General features: G+C 43.3%; 4 protein-coding genes. 2 read left to right on the top strand and 2 right to left on the bottom strand.

Annotated features, from left to right (window positions below; all coding sequences use genetic code 11):
* The first annotated feature begins 48 nt into the window (after nt 1–48).
* Together rpoC and H562_RS14575 are read left to right on the top strand one after the other, a co-directional pair.
* Nucleotides 49–4,314 (top strand): DNA-directed RNA polymerase subunit beta', encoded by a 4,266-nt coding sequence (gene rpoC, locus H562_RS0103290; RefSeq protein WP_027376202.1) that lies wholly within the window; start codon nt 49–51, stop codon nt 4,312–4,314.
* A gap of 128 nt (nt 4,315–4,442) precedes the next feature.
* Entirely contained in the window at nt 4,443–4,769 is a 327-nt protein-coding gene (locus H562_RS14575; protein ID WP_034690493.1) for a DUF3467 domain-containing protein, read from the top strand.
* Nucleotides 4,770–5,696: 927 nt separating this feature from the next.
* On the opposite strand, the gene H562_RS0103315 is transcribed toward H562_RS14575, so the two are convergent.
* Nucleotides 5,697–6,407: a hypothetical protein gene (locus tag H562_RS0103315; protein WP_027376204.1), complete on the bottom strand. Its 711-nt coding sequence runs from the start codon at nt 6,405–6,407 to the stop codon at nt 5,697–5,699.
* Nucleotides 6,408–6,534: 127 nt separating this feature from the next.
* On the bottom strand, nt 6,535–6,753 hold a 219-nt coding region (locus H562_RS0103320; RefSeq protein WP_027376205.1), incomplete at its 5' end, for a transposase.

The raw sequence follows: 6,753 nt of genomic DNA on the forward strand, positions 1-6,753 counted from the left end.
AAGTCTCATATCTCCAATCTCTCAATCTTTTAATCTAAATAAAATCAAATGTCAAATAAAAATAAAACAAGTAATTTCGATAGAATTACGATCGGTTTAGCTTCTCCCGAATCTATTTTGCAGGATTCCCGCGGCGAAGTTTTGAAACCGGAAACCATCAACTACAGAACCCACAAACCTGAAAGAGACGGTTTGTTCTGCGAGAAAATTTTTGGTCCTGTAAAGGATTACGAATGTGCTTGCGGTAAATACAAAAGAATCCGTTACAAGGGGATCGTGTGTGACCGTTGTGGGGTAGAAGTTACCGAAAAGAAAGTACGCCGCGAGCGGATCGGCCACATTGGTCTGGTTGTTCCTGTGGCTCATATCTGGTACTTCCGTTCATTGCCGAACAAGATCGGTTACCTTTTAGGATTGCCGTCCAAGAAACTCGACATGATCATTTATTATGAAAGATATGTCGTTATTCAGCAAGGTATGGCCAAGAGAGCCGACGGTTCCGATTTCGATGATAAAGAATTCTTAACAGAAGAAGAATATCTGGATGTTCTGGAAACGCTTCCTGCAGAAAATCAATATCTGGATGATGCCGATCCAAACAAATTTATCGCCAAAATGGGTGCTGAAGCGGTTGAGGAATTATTAAGAAGAATCGATCTCGATACATTGTCATTCGATCTTCGTCACAAAGCGCACAACGAATCTTCAAAACAGAGAAGAACCGAAGCTTTAAAAAGACTGAATGTAGTCGAAGCCATCAGAGGGGCAAATACAAGAATGATCAACAAACCTGAGTGGATGATCATGCGCGTGCTTCCTGTAATTCCGCCAGAACTGAGACCGTTGGTTCCATTGGATGGTGGGCGTTTCGCGACTTCAGATTTAAATGATCTTTACCGTCGTGTAATCATCAGAAATAACCGTTTGAAGCGACTTTTGGAAATCAAAGCTCCGGAAGTAATCCTTAGAAACGAAAAAAGAATGCTGCAGGAATCTGTAGATTCATTATTCGATAACACCAGAAAATCTTCTGCCGTAAAATCGGAATCCAACAGACCGTTGAAATCACTTTCAGATTCACTGAAAGGTAAGCAAGGTCGTTTCCGTCAGAACCTCTTGGGTAAACGTGTGGATTACTCAGCACGTTCGGTAATCGTCGTAGGTCCAAACCTACAGTTGCACGAATGTGGTATTCCTAAAGATATGGCCGCGGAACTTTACAAACCGTTCATCATCAGAAAACTGATCGAAAGAGGAATTGTAAAAACCGTGAAATCTGCCAAAAGAATCATCGACAGAAAAGAACCTGTAGTTTATGATATTCTGGAAAGCGTGATGAAAGGTCACCCGGTTCTTTTGAACAGGGCACCTACGCTTCACAGATTGGGGATCCAGGCGTTCCAGCCAAAAATGATCGAAGGAAAAGCAATCCAGCTTCACCCATTGGTAACTACGGCATTCAACGCGGATTTCGATGGTGACCAGATGGCTGTTCACCTTCCTCTGGGACCTGAAGCTATTTTGGAGGCGCAGCTTCTCATGTTAGGTTCCCAGAATATTCTGAACCCGGCAAATGGTTCACCAATTACTGTACCTTCTCAGGACATGGTTTTGGGTCTTTATTATATGACCAAAGAATTGCGTTCCACCGAAGATCATAAGGTGAAAGGCGAAGGTCTTGCCTTCTATTCACCGGAGGAAGTGGAGATCGCTTATGCTGAAGGTATGGTTTCTCTTAATGCCAGAGTGCGTTGTAGAGTTCCTGTAAAGGAAAACGGCGAACTTGTGACTAAATTGGTAGATACCATCGTCGGAAGAATTCTCTTTAACCAGATTGTTCCGCAGGGAGTTGGTTATATTGATGAACTTCTGACCAAGAAATCATTAAGAAATGTCATCGGTAGAATTTTGGCCGATACAGACTTCCCGACTACCGTACAGTTCCTGGACGATATGAAGGATCTGGGATATGCAAACGCCTTCAAAGGTGGTCTGTCCTTTAGTTTAGGTGATATCGCCATTCCGGAGGAAAAGAAAACCATGATCGCCACTGCTGTAGAAAATGTAGATGAAATTAAGGCCAACTATAACATGGGTCTTATTACAGATACTGAGAGATACAACCAGGTGATCGACGTTTGGACCAATACCAACGCCGGTTTAACTGAAATGATCATGAGCAGGATGAAGACCGACCAGGGTGGGTTTAATTCAGTGTATATGATGCTTGATTCCGGAGCAAGGGGTTCCAAAGAACAGATCCGTCAGCTTTCCGGAATGCGTGGACTGATGGCCAAACCTCAGAAAGCAGGTTCCACAGGTGCAGAGATCATTGAAAACCCGATTGTGGCCAACTTTAAAGAAGGTCTTTCGATTTTGGAATATTTTATCTCTACCCACGGTGCCCGTAAAGGTCTTGCGGATACCGCACTGAAAACTGCCGATGCCGGTTACCTTACCAGAAGACTGGTTGATGTGGCGCAGGATGTGATCATTACCGAGAACGACTGTGGTACCTTAAGAGGTGTTGAAGTTTCTCCGTTAAAGAAAAATGACGAGATCGTTGAACGTATCTCCGAAAGAATATTAGGTCGTGTTTCTCTGCATAATATCTATCACCCGGAAAGTGATGAGATCCTTGTAGAAGCCGATCAGCTGATCAATGAAGCACTGGCGAAAGTGATCGAAAGTGCAGGAATTGATCTTGTAGAAGTTCGTTCTCCATTAACCTGTGAAGCCAAAAAAGGAATCTGTGCCGCGTGTTACGGCCGTAACCTTGCCACTGGAAAACCAATTCACATGGGTGAAGCTGTAGGAGTTATTGCCGCACAGTCAATTGGTGAGCCGGGAACACAGCTTACTCTTAGAACCTTCCACCAGGGTGGTACAGCAGGGAATATTTCCGAAAATCCATCCATCGTTGCACGTCGCGACGGTATCGTGGAAATGGACGAAGTAAGAACTGTAACCTCCGAAAATGATGAAGGTAAAAAAGTGGAGATCCTGGTTTCCCGTTCAACGGAATTCCGTTTGGTTTCCGACAATGCGTTGCGTACACCGCTTATGGTGGCAAACGTTCCTTATGGTTCTGAGTTGCTTGTAAAACCGGGCGACAAAGTAAGCAAAGGTGACACCATTGCACGCTGGGATCCGTATAACGCGGTAATTATTGCAGAATCTGCCGGTAAGGTAGAGTATGAAGACATCATCCAGGGTATTTCCTTCCAGTTGGAGATCGATGAGCAGACAGGTTTCGAAGAGAAAGTAATTTCCGAGTCCCGAAACAAGAAAGCCGTGCCGACACTTAAAGTTGTAGATGCCAAAGGCGTAGAGCAAAAAGCCTATAACCTGCCGGTTGGTGCCCACCTTATGGTAAATGATGGTGAGAAAATTAAGTCCGGTAAAGTCCTGATCAAGATCCCAAGAAAGTCCGCGAAATCCGGAGATATCACGGGTGGTTTGCCAAGGGTAACCGAACTTTTCGAAGCAAGAAATCCTTCGAACCCCGCTGTAGTAACAGAAATCGACGGTGTAGTTTCTTATGGAAAAATCAAGCGTGGTAACCGCGAATTGATCGTGGAAGCTAAGACTGGCGAGATCTCCAAATATTTAGTAAAACTTTCGAACCAGATTTTGGTACAGGAAAATGACTTTGTGAGAGCGGGTTCACCACTTTCCGACGGTTCCATTACGCCGGATGATATTCTGAAAATTAAAGGCCCAACCGCCGTTCAGGAATATTTGGTAAATGAGATCCAGGAAGTATACCGACTTCAGGGTGTAAAAATCGACGACAAACACTTCGAAATTATTGTCCGTCAGATGATGACCAAAGTTTCGATCGTTGATGGAGGTGATACACAATTCCTTGAGGGTGCACTGGAACACAAAGGCGATTTCTTAGCAGAAAACAACAGAGTGTTTGGTCTGAAAGTAGTAACCGAAGCCGGTGATTCCAAAGAATTCAAGCCAGGACAGATGATCACCACCAAAGAACTGAGAGACGAAAATTCAAAACTTCGTCGTGAAGATCTTGCGTTGGTGGAAGTTCGCGAAGCCTTGCCTGCAACCGCTACACCGGTTTTACAGGGTATTACAAGAGCAGCGCTTCAAACAAAATCATTCATGTCCGCGGCTTCTTTCCAGGAAACTACCAAAGTATTGAACGAAGCAGCGGTTTCCGGAAAAGTAGATTACCTGAGCGGTCTGAAAGAAAATGTAATTGTGGGCCACAGAATCCCTGCAGGTACAGGTCTGAAAGATTACCAGAACGTAATCGTAGGTTCCAAAAAAGAATTCGAAGACCTTAACTAAAAAAAGACATTAGATAATAGACGGATAGATAATAGATTCTAAACTTCTTTTTAAAGTATCGTCTATTATCTATTCGTCTGTCATCTATCATCAAAATCTAAAATTTATAATTTAAAATATTAAAACAAATGGACAACAACCAAAACAACCAGAATCCTAACCAAAACCAGGATCCAAACAACATCAATATCAACCTTAATGAAATGGTGGCTGCAGGAGTATATTGCAACCTTGCACTTGTAAACCATTCACCTTCAGAGTTCGTGGTAGATTTCATTCAGATGATGCCGGGCGTTCAGCAGGCTAACGTAAGATCACGAGTGATTCTTGCGCCGCTACACGCCAAAAGAGTGATGAATGCTTTGCAGCAGAACATTGCCAACTATGAGCAGCAGTTCGGAGAGATCAAAGAGATCGAACCATTCGTATTAGGACAAAACAACGTACAGGCATAATCAGCAGGCGTTTTTTTACATATAAATCCCCGTTCAACCAGCTTTGGACGGGGATTTTTTTTGGGGCGCCTTTTTCCGCCCTCCGTTCCCGCTTTTTTTGCTCCACTTCGTTGCGCAAAAAAGAGCTCCACTCAGGTCGGGGCGTAGGTCGTTTTTGAAACTAAAGATGGGAAAGAAGAATGAAGATGACTGTATTACTTTTCGGCGCTCGCTTCGCTCGCGCCTACGTTTCCACAACATGAGCAAAGAACAATAGAAAAAGATTAGCATTACTTTTTGCGCTCGCTTCGCTCGCACCTGCCTTTCCACAACGTGAGCAAAAGAGCAATACAAAAAGATTAGCACTCTTTTTTGCGCTCGCTTCGCTCGCGCTACAATTCCTCAAATCCATTCAGAAAACTACACAGACAAATTCGATACTCTTTTTTGCGCTCGCTTCGCTCGCACCTTTTATTTTCACAGCACATGTGAAGAATTGTAAGAAGAACTTAGCACTCTTTTCGGCGCTCGCTTCGCTCGCGCCTGCTTTTCCACAACGTGAGCAAAAGAGCAATACAAAAAGATTGGCACTCTTTTCTGCGCTCGCTTCGCTCGCAGCGCATTCAGAACAACGCGGTTTATGATTTTCGGATGCACCCAGCACACTTTTCGGCGCCCGCTTCGCCTTTCGACAACGCCGTTTAAAGAACTGTTCGCACGCATCCGACACACTTTTAGCGCTCGCTTCGCTCGCGCGACTAGAAAAATTGCCTTTTAGCCCGAAACCTTCATCGATTTACTGGGATTTTATCTGGATGCTAAATAATCAATCAAAAATGAAATCACTCATTTCTGCGCTCGCTTCGCTCGCGTCCATCACCGCCGGAACTTCCGATTTGCAGACATTGACGTAAAATGCAGATCCCAACTTTTTCGAACCGGTATTTGTTACAATATATATTTGGTGAGTTCTTCGATAATCTTTCCATGCTGTTTTGCCAGAAATGGAGTCCATTCTTCCGCCGAAAAATAAGCCGAAGAATGTCTTACAAAAGAAATCTTAGTTGTATGACCTTCAATTTCTATTGATGCCGACATCGGAGTTGTATTGCCGATTTTAGCATGTGCGGTTCTGTCCGTTCGTTTAATATTCAGCCGATCCATCATCCGCTCAAAAGGCATAGCGGCACTCACTCCGATAAAAATACAGTCGGTCGGTTTCAGAATTTTCACCACCTCGACAAAAACTTTCCAACCTTCATCAAAATCTGCGATGGTAGGTTGTTCCGTTTTTTTTCCGTTAAAACTGCTGTAATCCATCACGCGCTGCACAAAATTATAGAAAGCAATTTCCTTCCACAATTTCTCTTTGCCGATTGATGCATTTCCCACAAGCGCTTTCAGCAGATTATCCAATGCCGGATGCTTATAATGATTTTGAATCTGGGTTTGCAAAACCGAATTCCTGGTAAAATCAATCCCATTTACCCGGGCTAAATCTTCCTGAAAGGCTGCTGCAGTTTCTCCCTTCGCGTATTGTGATTCACCGATGATCAGCAGGCGGCTGGTGTTTTTAAAATAGTTGGAGCCGATCCAGGGAAGCCAGGAGAGGTTTGGGATGGTTTTTAGTTGGAGATCTTTGTCGGTTAATATATTCATCAGAATCTTTTTTAAAATGAAGAAGCCGTCTCAAAATAAAATTTGAGGCGGCTTTTTTTATTCAGTTTTAAGATTTTAAATTGGGATAGGTGTGCTTTTTTTAGAATAGTCTAAAAAAGTGCTCCTTTTAAGCACTTTTCTTTCTTAGATTGTGTGCTAAAGCATGTAATCCGAACTCTAATTCCGCTTTTTCTATTCCGATGTGCGTAAAACGTTTGAAGTTCCGGTTAGATTTGATATGTGCAAAGACAGGTTCTACATCGGCAGTCCGTTGTCTTCGTTTTATTTCACCTATTTCGCTCAAGAGATTTTCCCGAACTCTATCCTTATGGCGTTCTAAATTTTG

The organism is Kaistella palustris DSM 21579 (genome assembly GCF_000422265.1).
Classification (GTDB): domain Bacteria; phylum Bacteroidota; class Bacteroidia; order Flavobacteriales; family Weeksellaceae; genus Kaistella; species Kaistella palustris.

Coding starts and splice junctions, on each gene's coding strand:
- rpoC (WP_027376202.1), top strand. CDS start 49: ATGTCAAATAAAAATAAAACAAGTAATTTCGATAGAATTACGATCGGT.
- H562_RS14575 (WP_034690493.1), top strand. CDS start 4,443: ATGGACAACAACCAAAACAACCAGAATCCTAACCAAAACCAGGATCCA.
- H562_RS0103315 (WP_027376204.1), bottom strand. CDS start 6,407: ATGAATATATTAACCGACAAAGATCTCCAACTAAAAACCATCCCAAAC.